This is a genomic window from Cyanobacterium sp. HL-69 (genome assembly GCA_002813895.1).
Classification (GTDB): Bacteria; Cyanobacteriota; Cyanobacteriia; order Cyanobacteriales; family Cyanobacteriaceae; genus Cyanobacterium.
Genome location: CP024912.1, coordinates 2567011 through 2581078 on the forward strand (window position 1 = coordinate 2567011; position 14068 = coordinate 2581078).

13 protein-coding genes and 2 pseudogenes are annotated in these 14068 nt (G+C 35.8%); 8 read left to right on the forward strand and 7 right to left on the reverse strand.

Going from position 1 to position 14068, the window contains the following annotated elements:
- Positions 1 to 84 precede the first annotated feature (84 nt).
- The 3 genes from petB to rpsD all read right to left on the reverse strand — a co-directional run bounded on the left by petB (position 85) and on the right by rpsD (position 2027).
- Positions 85 to 753 (reverse strand): cytochrome b6, encoded by a 669-nt coding sequence (gene petB / locus AA637_RS11885; protein WP_446682935.1) that lies wholly within the window; start codon positions 751 to 753, stop codon positions 85 to 87.
- A gap of 360 nt (positions 754 to 1113) precedes the next feature.
- Positions 1114 to 1290, reverse strand: coding sequence for a 30S ribosomal protein S21 (gene rpsU, locus AA637_RS11890; RefSeq protein WP_015222259.1), 177 nt, complete (start codon positions 1288 to 1290; stop codon positions 1114 to 1116).
- Positions 1291 to 1418: 128 nt separating this feature from the next.
- Positions 1419 to 2027, reverse strand: coding sequence for a 30S ribosomal protein S4 (gene rpsD, locus AA637_RS11895; protein ID WP_069789355.1), 609 nt, complete (start codon positions 2025 to 2027; stop codon positions 1419 to 1421).
- 205 nt (positions 2028 to 2232) lie between these two features.
- Between rpsD and AA637_RS11900 the strand changes: the two genes are divergently transcribed.
- The 6 genes and pseudogenes from AA637_RS11900 (at position 2233) to AA637_RS11925 (ending at position 8562) form a co-directional block, all read left to right on the forward strand.
- On the forward strand, positions 2233 to 3510 hold the full coding sequence (locus AA637_RS11900) for a TldD/PmbA family protein (RefSeq protein ID WP_446682936.1): 1278 nt from the start codon (positions 2233 to 2235) through the stop codon (positions 3508 to 3510).
- Positions 3511 to 3635: 125 nt separating this feature from the next.
- Positions 3636 to 4565 (forward strand): bifunctional riboflavin kinase/FAD synthetase, encoded by a 930-nt coding sequence (locus AA637_RS11905; protein WP_446684586.1) that lies wholly within the window; start codon positions 3636 to 3638, stop codon positions 4563 to 4565.
- Positions 4566 to 4598: 33 nt separating this feature from the next.
- On the forward strand, positions 4599 to 4889 hold the full coding sequence (locus AA637_RS11910; protein WP_446682937.1) for a hypothetical protein: 291 nt from the start codon (positions 4599 to 4601) through the stop codon (positions 4887 to 4889).
- A gap of 275 nt (positions 4890 to 5164) precedes the next feature.
- Positions 5165 to 6012 (forward strand): annotated as a pseudogene (locus AA637_RS11915) (IS630 family transposase).
- A 269-nt stretch (positions 6013 to 6281) separates the two neighbouring features.
- A pseudogene (locus tag AA637_RS11920) lies at positions 6282 to 7086 on the forward strand (IS982 family transposase); the annotation flags it as partial.
- Positions 7087 to 7443: 357 nt separating this feature from the next.
- Positions 7444 to 8562, forward strand: a complete 1119-nt coding sequence (locus tag AA637_RS11925; RefSeq protein WP_446682938.1) for a class I SAM-dependent methyltransferase — start codon at positions 7444 to 7446, stop codon at positions 8560 to 8562.
- A 58-nt stretch (positions 8563 to 8620) separates the two neighbouring features.
- Here AA637_RS11925 and AA637_RS11930 read toward each other — a convergent pair whose 3' ends face one another.
- Positions 8621 to 9193 (reverse strand): Uma2 family endonuclease, encoded by a 573-nt coding sequence (locus AA637_RS11930; RefSeq protein WP_446682939.1) that lies wholly within the window; start codon positions 9191 to 9193, stop codon positions 8621 to 8623.
- A gap of 198 nt (positions 9194 to 9391) precedes the next feature.
- On the opposite strand from AA637_RS11930, the gene AA637_RS11935 reads away from it, so the two are divergent.
- Positions 9392 to 9955, forward strand: coding sequence for a Uma2 family endonuclease (locus tag AA637_RS11935; RefSeq protein WP_446682940.1), 564 nt, complete (start codon positions 9392 to 9394; stop codon positions 9953 to 9955).
- A gap of 2 nt (positions 9956 to 9957) precedes the next feature.
- Here the strand turns inward: AA637_RS11935 and AA637_RS11940 are convergent, their stop codons facing one another.
- The 3 genes from AA637_RS11940 to AA637_RS11950 form a co-directional block, all read right to left on the reverse strand.
- The gene (locus tag AA637_RS11940; RefSeq protein ID WP_446682941.1) at positions 9958 to 10410 is read right to left on the reverse strand and encodes a divergent PAP2 family protein; all 453 of its coding nucleotides are present in this window, start codon (positions 10408 to 10410) and stop codon (positions 9958 to 9960) included.
- Between the two features lie 13 nt (positions 10411 to 10423).
- Entirely contained in the window at positions 10424 to 11308 is an 885-nt protein-coding gene (gene crtE / locus AA637_RS11945) for a geranylgeranyl diphosphate synthase CrtE (RefSeq protein WP_446682942.1), read from the reverse strand.
- Between the two features lie 165 nt (positions 11309 to 11473).
- Positions 11474 to 12976, reverse strand: coding sequence for a serine/threonine-protein kinase (locus tag AA637_RS11950; RefSeq protein WP_446682943.1), 1503 nt, complete (start codon positions 12974 to 12976; stop codon positions 11474 to 11476).
- Positions 12977 to 13108: 132 nt separating this feature from the next.
- On the opposite strand from AA637_RS11950, the gene minC reads away from it, so the two are divergent.
- Positions 13109 to 14053 (forward strand): septum site-determining protein MinC, encoded by a 945-nt coding sequence (gene minC, locus AA637_RS11955; RefSeq protein WP_446682944.1) that lies wholly within the window; start codon positions 13109 to 13111, stop codon positions 14051 to 14053.
- The last annotated feature ends 15 nt before the right edge of the window (positions 14054 to 14068 follow it).

A 14068-nucleotide genomic window follows, 5' to 3' on the forward strand; every position in this document is an offset into this window, starting at 1 on the left:
TATATCTGAGAGTTTTGTAAAAGTTATTGAATACTAAAAAGACGATTAACTGTGAGCTAATCGCCGTTTTTCGTTACTCATGATTTACAAAGGTCCGGAGATACCTTGTTTACGGATTAGGAGGAAGTGCAATAACATGAACACTGCCATTAACCAAGGTAGTACGAAAGTATGGATGGTGTAGAAACGGGTTAAGGTTGCTTGACCTACACTTGCTCCACCTCTGAGAAGTTCTACCATTTGATCTCCTACAACGGGAATTGCTGCGGGTACACCAGATACGATTTTAACTGCCCAGTAACCTACTTGGTCCCAAGGTAAGGAGTAGCCAGTTACACCGAAGGATACGGTGATTACAGCCATGGTAACACCCACGATCCAGGTTAACTCACGGGGTCTTTTAAAACCACCAGTCAGGTAAACACGGAATACGTGGAGGATTAACATTAATACCATCATACTGGCAGACCAACGATGGACGGAGCGAATTAACCAACCAAAGTTTACTTCGTTCATGATAAATTGAACGGAACTAAAGGCTTCAGCGACGGTGGGTTTGTAATAGAAAGTCATGGCAAACCCGGTGGCGAATTGGATGAGGAAGCAGGTAAGGGTGATTCCGCCTAGGCAATAGAAGATATTGACATGGGGAGGAACGTACTTACTACTAATGTCATCGGAAATCGCTTCTACTTCGAGGCGATCGTTAAACCATTTATAAACGGAAGAATCGGTTACTTGTTTTGTAAACATTAATAAGCCGTCAATAATGTAATAATATTATGGATAATTAGAGCTATTGTTTATTAACAACTCTTTATAAAATGTAACATAGCTTTAAGCCTTATTGCTACTAGGCTGAGAAAAATATGTCTTTTCTTTAACCTTTAGCTTTGTTTTCTGAGAATAGACTACCATGACACTGACTTTTTTGTTTTTGGGAAAAGTCATGGTAGTTTTTAGCTAGTGTAAATCTTGTAAAAATATATTCTGCAGAAAAGTTAATGAGAATGTTTAGGATAGGCTGGTTTTTGATACTCACCCCCTTTTAGCCTACCTAAATTTATATATACAATTTTTATTGTTGTCGTCTAGTGCCTTTTTTGGCTGTATTTAACGGAAACGTTTTTTGCGACGAGCAACTGCTTTACGTTTTTTCTTTTCGATGGGGGTTTCAAAGTGACGCAGACGTTTGATGTCGGCAAAAATTCCTGCTTTGGAAACTTGTCTTTTAAAACGACGTAATGCGGATTCGATATTTTCGTTTTGTCCCACAACCACTTGGGTCATGTAATGTCCTCCTTTTTATTTACTAAATGTTTACGTGATTATTGATTATTTTAACATAGCAAGTGGTGTCGTTGATGTCGGTATGCCGACAAGTTTGATGTACCATACAACACCACTCCAAGTATATTCTATGCTTTACGAGAGTAATACTCAATTACGAGTAGTTCGTTGATGTTTAATGCTACCCATTCACGTTCGATGACACCGTTGACTTTACCAACATAGGTGTTTTTATCGAATTCGAGGTGACTAGGAAGGTTAGCAAGTCCGGGGTTAGCAAGGTTACCTTCTACAATTTTACGAGATTTATCACGATCTCTGACGGCGATTACATCTCCGGGGCGACACTGATAACTGGAAATGTCCACCACTCTACCGTTAACGTTGATGTGTCCGTGGTTTACTAATTGACGGGCGGCGGGAATAGTGGGCGCCATACCGAGACGGAATACGGTGTTATCAAGGCGCATTTCTAATAATTGTAATAATACTTGTCCGGTGGAACCACCTACACGACGAGCTTTTTTAACATAACGAACTAATTGTTTTTCGTTTACACCGTAGTTGTAACGAAGTTTTTGTTTTTCTTCTAAACGAATGGCGTATTCGGAGCGTTTACGGCGACTTTGGCCGTGTTGTCCGGGGGGATATTGACGACGTGCGTTTTTACGTGTTAGCCCGGGTAAGTCTCCTAGGCGACGTGTTACCCTCAAGCGAGGTCCTGTATATCGAGACATAATTCTAGTTAAGTTTTCTTTATTTTTACGAGTTTTGACCCAAACATATTATTCTACACTAATTTATTGTTTTTAACTTTATTGTGGGTTATTTATTTTTATTTTTAGCTTTGAGCTTGGTCTTTCTTGTTGGAGAGGGGGAGAAGAAATTGATAATGGGTAGTGAATGGTGGATAATGTTAGGGGTTAATTAAGGGAAAAAAAGGTGGAAGCAGAGGGTTTATTGGATTTAGCGAAAAGCTGTGGTGTTGATGATGTGGAGGTGTATGAAGTGCGATCGCACTCTAAGCCCATTTCTTTTGAGGCGAACAAACTTAAGCAGATAGAAAGCTCTCAGGGCGGGGGTATGGCTTTACGACTATGGCGCAATGGTTGCCCCGGATTGGCGGTTGCCTACGGCGATTTTGATGGGGATGATTTGATTGATAAGGCTTTGGCTATCTCTGCTCTCAATGAGCCTGAAACCCCATCACTTAATGGTCAAAATCGTTTAATTTATCCTGCTTCTGAGGTTAAGGCGGATATAAATATTTTAATGGAAGAAGGACGCAGGGCGATCGCCCTTTTACGGGAAGCACAACCCGAAATCCTCTGTAGCCTTAATTTGGAATGGGAAACCGAAACTACCACTATCATCAACTCCCGTGGTTTGCATTGCCAATATACCGACACCAGTTTAAGTGCCTCGGTGGGGGTGGAATGGGTAAGGGAAGATGACTTCCTCGCTATCTATGACGGTGTTTATGACAATCAAAAGCTAGATTTGAGCAAAATAATCAAAAGTATTCTCCAACGGCTAGAATGGGCAAAAAATCAGGGAACAATTGAATCTCGCCCTTTGCCCGTGTTGTTTACCCCCAATGCCGTTACCAGTCTTTGGGAAACAGTCAGTGATGCCCTAGATGGTAAGCGCATCGTTGATAAATCTTCCCCTTGGTATGATTGCCACGGCAAAAAAGTTATTTCCTCCGCCATTTCCACTGCTCAAAATCCCCATTTACAACCTTACTATTGCCCCTTTGATGACGAAGGCAGTGTGACTCAAAGTTACAAACTAATTGATGGGGGCAAGATAGCCAACTTCTACTGCGACAAAAAAAACTCTGAAAAATTGGGCATCAAAAACACGGGCAACGGCTTCCGCCCCAGTTTGGGTAGTTATCCCACCCCTAGCCTCGTTAATTTCGTAGTGGATGGTGGCAATACGCCCTTTGATAAATTGGTGGAAAGTATGGACTATGGTTTGATTGTGGATCAATTTTTGGGTAACGATGCAGATATTTCAGGGGATTTTTCCCTTAATGTGGATTTGGGTTATGTAGTAGAAAAGGGAGAGGTAATTGGTAGGGTAAAAGATACGATGATTTCTGGTAATATTTATCAGCTTTTAGAGCGAGTGAAAGATTTAGGTAACGATAATATGTGGAGTGGTTCTTGTTATACTCCTTCTATGGTGATTGATGGGGTATCGGTGACAAATTGACAATACACCATTAACCATAGAAAATTAAGACATATTAAGATTTTTCCGTTGATGATTAACTCTTACCGTTAGTTATCAATTATCCATTGTCAATTATCAATTATTCACACCTGTTTTCAGTGACAATTCTTGTAACTTCTTCCCTAGAAAATATTATCACACCAAATGCGATCGCCCTTGGCAATTTTGATGGACTTCATCGAGGACATCAGAGGGTGATAAATTCAATATTTAAAATTAATAATCCAGACATCTATCCTACCCTTGTTACCTTTACTCCCCATCCCCAAGAGTATTTTACAGGGAAGAAAAAACAACTTTTAACTCCCATTCCTGAGAAGGCGAAATTATTAGAAAAAATGGGGGTAAAACAATTAATATTATTACCTTTTGATCGAGAATTAGCTACTCTTTCAGCGAGGGCATTTGTTAAGGATATTTTGGTAGAAAAAATAAACGCAAAATATATCAGTATTGGTTCAGATTTTCGTTTCGGCTATCAACGGCAAGGGGATGCCCATAAGTTACAGGAATTAACGGCAGAAAATAATATTTATGTCAATATTACCGCTGAGGAAAAAATTGATATTAATGATAGTTTTACGAGGATTAGTAGTTCAGATATTAGAAGGGCTTTAGGGGAAGGAAATTTATCTTTAGCACAAGGAATGTTAGGACGAAAATATACTCTCAAAGGAAAGGTTGTAAAAGGGCAACAATTAGGAAGAAAAATTGGTTTTCCTACGGCAAATTTAGATATAGATAAACAAAAGTTTCTCCCAAAAAAAGGAGTTTATAAAGTTATAGTAAACCAAAATAATATCTATGATAACCAATTATTAGGAGTAATGAATATAGGCGATCGCCCTACAGTTGATGGCACAAAAACCACCGTGGAAGTTCACATTTTGAATTGGGAAGGGGATTTATATAATAAAGTTTTAGAAGTAGAATTATTGAAGTTTTTGCGACCAGAAAGAAAGTTTAACTCCCTTGATGAATTGAAGGCACAAATTGCGAGCGATTGTGAGCTATCATTTAGTAATGGGGAGTAACATAATTTTTAATACTTAATGATAGATATTATTATGAGAATTTCCTTTGGTTTTTTTATAATCTCACTGTTATCTATTCCCGCAGCTTATTTTTTCAAGAATTGGTTAATTAAAAAACTATCAATTAATAAACAATATTATCTATCCACTGATAGTGATAATTACATTCCCATTAATGCTTCTCATCATCAGCTGATGGATAATTGTAACGTTGAAACTATGTCAACAAATGATTATTGTGGAGGCGATGGCGATTTAAGTGATTATGTAAATATAGATTTGGGAGGTATTGATATAGATTTTGGTGGTGGGGGTGATTTTTAATTAGATTTTGGGCATTGCTGATTTTAGACACGAAACACTATTGAATTATATCAAGTCCCCTTGACCACTTACAAATTAGCAATATCAATATCTTAGTTCAATTTATTGAACGAATTACCGTTAGCCGTGTAATTCATTACACGGTCGGGTAACTGTGAAGATACAATCTATTTATAACGAATTATCCAAACTTAATATTATAGTCACTTTACTTAAGTATGAACCAATCAAGGGTAAAATAATGGATGAAGTAATTATTTTTATATTTAAGTATAATGCCCCATGATATAGAATTAAGACAAAAAGTAATTGACTATGTAGAAAATAGAGGTAACGTAACAAAAGCATCGAGAATATTTGGAATATCAAGAGCATCAATATATAGATGGTTGAATAGAAAAGATTTAAGACCAACAGTGGTCAAAACTCGTCAAAGAAAATTAGATAAATCAGCACTATATGAAGATGTAGTGAAAAATCCAGATGATAAATTAATAGATAGAGCGAAAAAATTTGGAGTAACAATGTCAGCAATATCTCATGCATTCAAAAAAATGAACATAACAAGAAAAAAAAACAGTTACGTTATAGAGAAAGAAATAGAAAACAAAGAATAGAATACTTACAAAAATTAAGAGAATTAGTCAAAAAATACGGAAGTAAGAGTATGGTATTTATTGATGAGTCAGGATTTGAGGAAATAAGTACTTGCATTTATGGGTGGTCAAAAAAAGGAAAAAAAATTTATGATGAGAAACAAGGAAAACGAGGAAAAAGAGAAAATTTAGTAGCAGGAAGAAGAAAGAAAGAAAAAGATTTTATTGCTCCAATGATCTTTACAGGAAGTTTAAATGCAGAAAGTGTTGAATCATGGCTAAAAATGTATTTATTACCATCACTAAAACAATTTTCAATACTAATAATGGATAATGCACCAATCCACCGAAAAAATATGATAAAAGAATTAGTAGAAGAAGCAGGTCATCTAGTAATGTTTTTACCAACTTATTCACCAGATTTAAATGATATTGAACACGATTTTAGTGCTTTAAAAAGAGCAAAAATGTATAGCAATAGTACAATAACTTTATATGAAATAATTTATAATTATTGTACTAGCTAAATGTCTCAGTCTTATTTTGATTGACTATAAGTGTTGCCTGATTTGTTCAGCTATATCCATTGCCATAATTGCGTTTCATTTTTACTATCTTTTTATTTTGCCACTTTCCATTTTTTCTTACTATTAATTAATTTCATAACTCCTTATAATCAAAAGATTACATATACTACAATTTACTTTTCTTAATTTTGAGTCATCTTTTATTTTAAAGTAACAAATAATCGGGCGATCGCATATAGAGAAAGACTTTTAGAGTTTAGCAATTTCAAAGATTATCGGAGACTGACAAAAGAGGGATAAGAGCAAAAAGTCTTTGTTTAAGCGAATCGGATGACCATTTTGATTGCTTTTCATCAAAACAGTTATCGTAATTTCAAACATTTTTATCTCAATCATGTTCAGCAATATTGGAGATCAGCTTTTCCCAAACTTCCCAGTTATAACCGATTTATTGAATGGATACCATCAACCCTAATGCCTCTTTGTGTATATCTCAAACATTGTTTTGGTCGTTGTACAGGTATTAGTTTTATTGATTCAACCAAAATTCAAGTTTGTCATAATCGACGCATTTCAAGGCATAAAGTTTTTCAAGATTTAGCCGCGCGAGGAAAAACCTCCGTGGATTGGTTTTATGGTTTTAAACTTCATTTAGTTGTCAATGAATTGGGGGAAATTCTCAATATGAGTTTAACCCCGGGTAATGTAGATAACCGAAAACCCGTTACTGAACTCCTAGAAACACTTTGGGGTAAAGTATTTGGAGATCGAGGTTATGTCTCGGCTAAACTAGCCACAGAGTTACTTGAAGAATATGGCATTGAATTTTTTGCTAAACCTAAGCGTAATATGAAAAACAAACTCATGAAACTCCATGACAAGTTACTTTCTCGTAAGAGGTCTATTGTGGAAAATGTTTATGATCAACTCAAAAATATTTCACAAATAGAACATTCTCGTCATCGCTCACCTGTCAATTTTTGTGCCAACCTTCTTTGTGGATTAATTGCATACTGTCATAAACCCAAGAAACCTACGCTTCATTTAGACTGGCTTTTACCTCAATCTGCTTAACCCGAACTCAGGTTAGTTATGTTAAACCTCATAATATCGATACTACAAAATTTATTTTCTTCTCAGAAAACTTTAGATTTATTTTATATTTTTTATTAAAATTTTTGTTAGAATCGGCGTACATTTTTACAGAATATAGTAGTTTTAAATAACGTATAATCATCAAAATTACCATGGGTATTATGATACACTCATTTACCCAATACATTTTGTCGTTTTCATATAAACACTTAAAAAATTTCTTCACAATAAAAAAGACCACGTAAAAAAATAAAAAGAGAAAATTATTAAACATAAAATCAGCTCTATATTCTGAGTAATAAATAATTATTTTCCAATTTATCGGAGGGGTTTATTATGACTTCTATGGCTGACATAAACAATCAATTTGTTTCTATCGAATTCAAAAAGATCGAGACTAACTACCATAAGAATAAATTTCTAGTTCAATGTTTTAACACCATGCAAATGGCGGCGTGTGAAAGTTATATTAATGGATTAGAGATACCTGATTTTTTAGTCAAGTCAAATTTAGATACAATTATTCCTATTTGTTATCGAGAGTATCCTTTTTTATTAATCCCCTATGAATGGTTATTAAAAGAGAGCGAATACTTAGCTGAAAAATCCCATGAATTGATGGAAACTCAATATAACTTACCCAAAGAATTATTTAAAGTTATGCTAGGGGAAAGTCAATTAATGTATCCCAAATACACCATGGCATTATGGCAAAAAGGAGCAACAAATCTGGAACAAGCACAAACAGATATGTTGGATGATCTTATTACTAAAGCTCAAATAAAAGACGGAGATCATATCTTAGATATTGGATGTGGTTTTGGCAGTGCTTTACATTATATTCTTTCAAAATTTCCTAACTGCCAAGTAACAGGATTAAATCTAAGTAAAGAACATTGTCAGTATATTCGTAATAAAATAAAAGATGATCAAAGTTATTTTAGTTCGGATTGTTTTACCTTAATTGAAGGTGATTTTAATACCATTAATTTTGAACAAAAATTTGATAAAATTATTAGCTTAGGAGTGTTTGAACATATAGGAAACCTAACTAATAGTTTTAAAAAAGTATCATCTTTACTTACAGATAAAGGTCAATTTTTACTACATATTATTGCCATTAAACTTCCCCATAGTATCTCGAGTGTCTTTCTTGAAAAGTATATTTTTCCACGCTTTAGAGTGTGGGGTTATGAAAATGTACCGTTATATAATCAAGACCTTAAAACCGTTGATAAATGGTTTATGAATGGCTCAAATTATTCTAAAACATTAGTAACATGGTTGCGTAACTTTGATAATAACCAAGAATATCTTAAAACCCTTAACTATGACATGGATTATAGTCGTTTTCGCAGAATGTGGCGGTTATATTTGATATGGTGTATTGCTTATTTTGATGCTTGTAATGGGGAAGTTTTGGGTAATGGGCAGTATTTGATGACTAAAGCCTAATCGAGCTACAACAAAATCATCATAACTTTTTTTCTTAGTAATTTTTCTACTGTTTTATTTACCAAATTAATTCCAAATTTAAGGTAAAGTTTATTAAAATATATTCTCCTAACAAATTACTAGGATTATCTAATATTTCAGTATTTTGATTCTCTCGATAAATTTCTACTTGTCTATCTTTCCGATTAATTAACCATCCTAATTTTGCTCCATTTTCCATATATTCTTTCATCTTCTCTTGGGTAGTTTTTAAGCTATCACTAGGAGACATTAATTCGATGACAAAGTCAGGGCAAATATGGGCAAACTTTTCTTTTTCTGTATCGGGAATTGATTGCCATTTTTTAAGGGAAATCCAAGAAGCATCGGGAGATCTAATGGCGCCATTTGGTAATATAAAACCAGCGGAAGAATCAAAAACTATGCCTGAATTTTCTTGATTATTCCATAACCACAACTGAGCAATAATTCCAGCATTTCTATTACTGCTAATATCTCCTACGGGAGTCATAATAACTAAATCTCCTTGATTATTTTTTTCAAATCTAATATTACGGTTATTGAGGCATAGTTGATAAAATTGGTCATCGCTAATATTTAATGATTGACAGTCAATGGTTAGGGTTGTCATGGCTATTAATCTATGTTTTTAATAAGTTTATTTTAGAAAAATTTTTATTAGACTTTTTTTTCCCTCATCTTTTATTTCTTTTTTAGAGAAAAAGAGGATCATTTTTCACTTTTTATCTAGGAGTGTCATATTTGACCATGGGAAAATAATATTAGTTCTATAATAATTCTATGGTAAGTATTTTACAGGGTAGAACTTATGGTTACTCTCATTGGTAATAAAACTGTCAGTTTAGAGGAGTTTCTACAACTGCCTGAGACTAAACCTGCACAGGAATTTTTTGATCATAAAATTATTAGTAAACCGATGCCTCAAGGAAAACATAGTATTATTCAAGTTGAATTGGCTACAGCTATTAATTCAATTCTTAAGCCTAAAAAAATTGGTTTTGCTTTTCCTGAGTTGAGGTGTACTTTTGGGGGTAAATCTATTGTGCCTAATATTGTGGTGTTGACTTATGATCATATTCCATGGGATGATAATGGGGATATTGGGAATGTGGTGAGTATCGCCCCTGATTGGATGATTGAGATACTTTCCCCTGAACAAAGTCAGAGTTTGATTATCAAGAAAATATTGCGTTGCCTTGAAGATGGATGTCAGTTAGCATGGATAATTGATCCTGAACATAAGACTATTTTTGCTTACTATCCTCAGAAAGTGAAGGCTTTTGATGTGGATGATGATGTTTTACCTGTGCCAGATTTTGCTTTAGATTTGAGGTTAACGGTAGGGGATATTTTTAGTTGGTTGAATTTCTAAGATTAAACGAGGGGAAGGAAAATGGCAGAGCTTAAAATTCCCAAAATTAAACCGACTACTACCTGAAAAGGGGTGTGCCCCAGTAATTCTTTGAGTCTTTCTTCGTTAAAATCTTCGTTGTTAATCATTCCTTCCATGATTTGGTTTAATACCTTTGCTTGTTTTCCTGCGGCTTGACGCACTCCTGCGGCATCATACATGACGATTCCTGCAAAAATAGAGGCGATCGCAAATTCGGACGATGACCACCCCAAAGTTTGTCCTACACCCGTGGCTAAAGACCCTACAAGGGCAGAGTGAGCGCTAGGCATACCCCCTGTACTAACGATATAGCGAAAGCTAAATTTGCGGTTATGGACGGTATCTACCGTAACTTTGATGATTTGGGAAAGAATACAGGCTAAAAGAGGAATTACAATTAACTTGTTACCTAGAACTTCATTCATTATCTGCATTGTTTATACCCTCTTAATTTTTTCTATTAACAATAAACTCTGCCAAAGCTTTTAATGGTTGGGCTTTTTCTCCATATACCGCCAACTGTGCGATCGCACTTTCCACCAACTCATCAGCCTTAGCCTTAGACTCCTCTAAGCCCCATAACTTGGGATAAGTAGCCTTGTCAGCAGAAATATCCTTTCCCGCCGTCTTACCCAACTCCTCACTAGTGGCAGTTACATCTAAAATATCATCAATAATTTGAAACGCTAAACCGATATTTTTTGCATAGATAGAAAGCCGCTCTAAATCCTCTTGGTTTGCCCCTGCCAAAATCGCCCCAGAAGTTACACAGGCTTCTAATAAAGCCCCCGTTTTGTGAATATGGATAAAACTAAGCATCTCCGCCGTCACATCAGTCTTACCCTCGCACTCCAAATCCATCACCTGCCCCCCAACTAAACCTTGGGCGCCCACCGCCCTAGTTAAAACCTTAATCACCTCCAACACATTCTCAGGAGGTACCCCCTTAGTTTTCCTCGCCACATACTCAAAAGCATAGGTTAACAATCCATCCCCTGCCAAAACCGCAATATCTTCCCCATACACCTTATGATTAGTCAACTTACCCCGACGATAATCATCATTATCCATCGCGGGTAAATCATCATGGATTAAAGACATAGTATGAATCATTTCCAAAGCACAAGCAGAAGGAATCGCAATATCATCATTACCCCCCATCAACTCACAAGTAGCCAAACACAAAATAGGGCGCAATCTCTTGCCCCCTGCCAACAAAGAATAACGCATCGATTCATAAATCTTTTCAGGCTTACCCATAGGCAAAGACTCATCCAAAGACTTTTCCACCAACTTTTGTTTCTCTTTCAAATAGCTTTGTAAATCAAACACAGAATTTTACTTTCCTCTACTTGCCTTTATTTCTAATCTTTTGGAATATAATCTCTTAGTAGATATACCAGATATTATTATCAATCATCATTGACCATTAGGCAATAAAAAATAGAGCATAAAAATTTAATTATCAACTATCCATTATCCATTATCCATTATCCATTATTTAGCCCTTGCCACCGCTGCCAAAATCGTCTTTTTCACAGACTCAAACTGTTTTTTCAAAATAATTTTACTCCCTTCGGGTTGTCCTTCACCCTGCCAAGAAGAAGCCTTAAGCAGAAAATTTTGTAGTTGTTTCAACTTCTCAGAAGCGACATTAACAGTTAACTTTTGTTTATAACCAGAAGGATGTCCTAACTCAAAAAGTAAAATATGGTACTTCTTCTGACTAATTAAATTAGTACTAATTTGAGCACCAATATCTGTTTTCAAATCCAAATAACAAGGCAACCATTTTGGCTCATAAGTCCGATTATAAAGCAAATTAACCCACAAAATCATCGGGTGGGGAGTAGCCTGAAACATAAAGTGGGTAAAACAAAAAGTTGATTTAGGTTGAAAATGTAGCACCTCATCAGACTCCAACATACTCCATAAACTAGAAAAAGCACCCTCTTGGGCTTCCACCAAATTCGGAAAAACAATCTTTTTCTGGGGTTTATTCTGCGGCCAAAAACTTTGACGATAAACCGTATTGATAGGAAGAAGTGCTGAAGATGCTTCTTTACTTGTTTGATTCATTCCCCCATCGCTATTATATTCCCTGTCTAAAGGGATAATTACCTTCAAAATTTCCCTTATATTTTGAGGGCGACGGGCAGGGGATTTATGTAAACAACTCATAATCAAGTCATCTAAATCCTTGGGTAACTCCAAATAAGTAGGTAATTTTTTGGGGGGAAATTCATTATGGGCTTTGTACCACGACTGAAAATTATGAGCTTCTGCCTTAATGGGGGTTTGTTGGGTTAACATCTGATACATCAATACCCCTAAACTATAAATATCAGAAGTTGCCTTCAATTCATCCTCCGCCATTTGTTCAGGAGAGCAATATTCAGGAGTACCCATAAAGGATTTTTGGGTTAAAGATTCATCAGGATTATGAATTTGGGCAATGCCAAAGTCAAGAATTTTGACAAAATGACCTCCTTTTTCATCCTTGGCTAAAAATATATTACTCGGTTTAATATCTCGGTGAATAATGGGGGCTAACTCATTGTTGACTAAAATACCATTATGGGCGCACTCTAATCCCAAGCATATTTGACGGGTAAGGGATAGAAATTTGGGGAAAGAAAGGGGCTTTTTCTTAACCAGTTGATCTAAATCATAGCCTTCTAAATATTCCATCACATAAAATGGCACTTGACTATCATCAACGCCATAATCCTTTACCCTAACAATATGATCACTTTGTTCACCCAATAATGCACTTATTTTAGCCTCTTTCTGGAAGCGATCGCGCATTTTACTATCCAACAAAGCCTGAGAAAGAAATTTGATCGCCACCACCGTATCATTATTATTAATATCAAAAGCCTTATAAACCTGCCCCATGGCTCCCTTACCCACCAAATTACCGATTTTGTAGCGATTTGTTAGTAATTCTTGGGAGTCCTTATGTAAAGACTTGACTAAATCTGAGATAGGCTTAAACATTATGATACTGTACCTCTACCATGTTGAGTTGCCATAGGAATAAACCCTAAGCACCTTATTAAATATATTATAGAATTTAAACCGTTCGTTTTTTTGCCCTTGACCATAAAAAACCATTTACTTCCTTAAATAATGATTAATCCATCCGAAAATATCCCCCCCGAAGAAAGTAATCTTTTCCCCACAGAAAACCATACGCCCCCAGAATTATCTTCTACCCTAGAAAATGATTCTCCCCCAGAATTACCACTCCCCGAAGAAGTCACCGAAACCCCTCCCCTCAGTAGTCAAGAGCAAATTAAATTAAAACAAGAAGGGGATTTTGTCTATCTTTTTTTACCCCCCCACAAAACCAACCATAGCAATCAATGGATAAGGATGATAGAGGATTTCAAAACCCGATTGCAAAAAATGGATAAGTCATGGCTTCCTGAGACAAAAGCCCATTTAGATAGCGGTGATAAGTTGTTGGATACTAGACAAATTAGGGAGTTAGATGAAATTCTTGAACAAAATCAACTCAAACTCGATTTAGTCATTGCCCAACGTCGTCAAACTGCTGTGGCAGCGGCTAGTGCGGGTTATTCTGTTAAGCAAAATCCTTCTATTTCTCTTTTTGTTAAACCTAAAGAAAATCCTCAACAAAATTTAGCTGAACCTTTATATCTTAAAACTAATTTGCGATCGGGGGTGCAAATATCTCACCATAGCACGGTAATTATTCTTGGTGATGTCAATCCAGGTGCCACTATCATTGCGGGGGGAGATGTTTATGTGTGGGGTACTCTAAAAGGTATTGCCCACGCAGGGGCAAGGGGTAATCGAGAATGTTTAATTATGTCTTTAAAAATGAATCCAACTCAATTGAGAATTGCGGATTTGGTAGCTAGGGCGCCTGATAATACCCCCGATAGTGTGGCGGAGGTGGCTTACATTGGGGATGGGGGTATCAGAATTCGGGATGCGGATACTTTTCGTAAGTTAAATGTTTTTAGTACACAAAAACAACACTGGGTGAATAGTAGTCATGGGGAATTGAAATTCGAGCGCACTGAAAACCTAACCATTGAAAATTGATTTATATTGGAGGTA

Coding starts and splice junctions, on each gene's coding strand:
- petB (WP_446682935.1), bottom strand. CDS start 753: ATGTTTACAAAACAAGTAACCGATTCTTCCGTTTATAAATGGTTTAAC.
- rpsU (WP_015222259.1), bottom strand. CDS start 1,290: ATGACCCAAGTGGTTGTGGGACAAAACGAAAATATCGAATCCGCATTA.
- rpsD (WP_069789355.1), bottom strand. CDS start 2,027: ATGTCTCGATATACAGGACCTCGCTTGAGGGTAACACGTCGCCTAGGA.
- AA637_RS11910 (WP_446682937.1), top strand. CDS start 4,599: ATGAGAATTTCCTTTGGTTTTTTTATAATCTCACTGTTATCTATTCCC.
- AA637_RS11925 (WP_446682938.1), top strand. CDS start 7,444: ATGACTTCTATGGCTGACATAAACAATCAATTTGTTTCTATCGAATTC.
- AA637_RS11930 (WP_446682939.1), bottom strand. CDS start 9,193: ATGACAACCCTAACCATTGACTGTCAATCATTAAATATTAGCGATGAC.
- AA637_RS11935 (WP_446682940.1), top strand. CDS start 9,392: ATGGTTACTCTCATTGGTAATAAAACTGTCAGTTTAGAGGAGTTTCTA.
- AA637_RS11940 (WP_446682941.1), bottom strand. CDS start 10,410: ATGCAGATAATGAATGAAGTTCTAGGTAACAAGTTAATTGTAATTCCT.
- AA637_RS11950 (WP_446682943.1), bottom strand. CDS start 12,976: ATGTTTAAGCCTATCTCAGATTTAGTCAAGTCTTTACATAAGGACTCC.
- minC (WP_446682944.1), top strand. CDS start 13,109: ATGATTAATCCATCCGAAAATATCCCCCCCGAAGAAAGTAATCTTTTC.